The organism is Streptomyces sp. MnatMP-M17 (assembly GCF_900091995.1).
Taxonomy (GTDB): Bacteria; Actinomycetota; Actinomycetes; order Streptomycetales; family Streptomycetaceae; genus Streptomyces.
Genome location: NZ_FMDK01001206.1, coordinates 1 through 1,483 on the forward strand (window position 1 = coordinate 1; position 1,483 = coordinate 1,483).

The window sequence follows — 1,483 nt, forward strand, 5'->3', positions numbered from 1 at the left end:
GCAGCTGCACCGCGGTCACCCGCCGCTGCGGCAGACGGGCGAACCGCTCGGCCAGGCCCAGCTCGTCCAACAGGGCCAGGGTGGACGGATGCACGGTGTCACCGCGGAAGTCACGCAGGAAATCGCCGTGCTTCTCCAGGACCGTGACCTCGACACCGGCGCGGGCCAGCAGCAGACCGAGAACCATCCCGGCGGGGCCGCCGCCCACCACACAGCACCTGGTCCGCTCCATCGCGCCCACTCCCTTCAGTGAGACCAGGTGAGATCACGCGACTCACCGCTCGGAAGGTGGTGCTCCGCACCTGGCCGCACGACGAGTGTGGCATCGGGACGGAGGACGCGCGGACGGCGAGCGCCGTACGGGTGGCTCAGGCCCGCGCGCCGCCGTCGACCCGTAGGACCGTGCCGGTGACGTACGAGGCTCCCGTACCGGCGGTGGCCCGGATGGCGGCCACCTCGGCGACCATGGCCGGTCACGGCCCGAGGTGACCGAGCTGGTCGGTGAACTCCTCGCTGGAAGCGAGGAGTTCAGCCGGCTGTGGGCCTCCCACGACGTGTGCGCCGAGCCCACGCCGCGCAAGACTTTCCAGCACCCGCTGGTCGGCCTGGTCACCGTCAACTGCGACGTCCTCGACATCACCGACCGGGACCAGCGGGTCGTGATCTACACCGCGGACCCGGGCTCACCGTCCGAGGAGGCGCTGCGGCTGCTGTCGGTCGTCGGCACACAGCGTATGGACGTGCCCGGCTGAGTCGGCCGCGTACGGCGCGGTTCGGCGGTCTCCGTGCTTGAGCGGGGTCCGTGCTCAAACGGGTCCGTACTTGGGCGACCTCAGCGCTTGAGCGACTCCGCGTCTCCCATCACCACCACCGGCTTCTTCATCGGATCCAGCAGGCGCAGCAGCTCCTTCATCCGGCCGCGCGGCAGCGAGACACAGCCCTGGGTGGGACCTCCGTGGTCCACATGGAGCCAGATGCCGCCGCCCTTGTCCGCACCGAGCGGGCGGGTCCAGTCCAGCGGTGTGTTGCCCGGTACGCGGTTGTAGTTGATCGCCACGACATAGTCGAAGGATCCGACGAGCGAGTCGCCCTGGAAACCGGTCCCCGAGACCGAGAAGGCCGGGCCCCGGTCGTACGGGAGTCTCGTCCCCGGATCAGGCAGCAGACCGCCCGCGTCGGTGAGGCCGAACACACCGATCGGCGTGCGCAGATCGCCTCGGATGTGGTCGTCGGTCCAGCCACGCTTCGCGTTGTGGGCGGGCCATACGTCGCTGACGGGTGCCCAGCCGGTGACCGGGTCGCGTTCATAGACCAGCACGGTGCCGGTGTTACGGTCCCTGCCGGCACCGGTCGCCACGACGGCCTGGTCCGTCTCCGGGGGGATGGCGGCGAGGGTCCTCGGGCCGAGGCCGGGTATCACCTTCGGCTCGGAGGTCTGCGGCTCGGGAGCGGACCGGCCGGCGGTACCGCCGTGGGAACCGCC

The 1,483-nt window shown here is 70.8% G+C and carries 3 protein-coding genes and 1 pseudogene; 2 read left to right on the top strand and 2 right to left on the bottom strand.

The genetic code is table 11. The features are described 5' to 3' along the window. The coding region (locus tag GA0115259_RS37815) for an FAD-dependent monooxygenase (protein WP_161230623.1) at positions 1 to 232 on the bottom strand (232 nt) is incomplete at its 3' end. 56 nt (positions 233 to 288) lie between these two features. Between GA0115259_RS37815 and GA0115259_RS39815 the strand changes: the two genes are divergently transcribed. Together GA0115259_RS39815 and GA0115259_RS37820 are read left to right on the top strand one after the other, a co-directional pair. Next, a complete protein-coding gene (locus GA0115259_RS39815; RefSeq protein ID WP_141716883.1) occupies positions 289 to 489 on the top strand; it encodes a hypothetical protein in 201 nt (66 codons plus the stop codon). After that, positions 480 to 752 (top strand): annotated as a pseudogene (locus GA0115259_RS37820) (transcriptional regulator); the annotation flags it as partial. The gene GA0115259_RS39815 and the pseudogene GA0115259_RS37820, both read left to right, overlap by 10 nt. Before the next feature lie 80 nt (positions 753 to 832). Here GA0115259_RS37820 and GA0115259_RS37825 read toward each other — a convergent pair. Next, positions 833 to 1,483, bottom strand: a 651-nt coding sequence (locus GA0115259_RS37825; RefSeq protein ID WP_093605116.1) for a L,D-transpeptidase family protein, incomplete at its 5' end; no start/stop codon positions are given.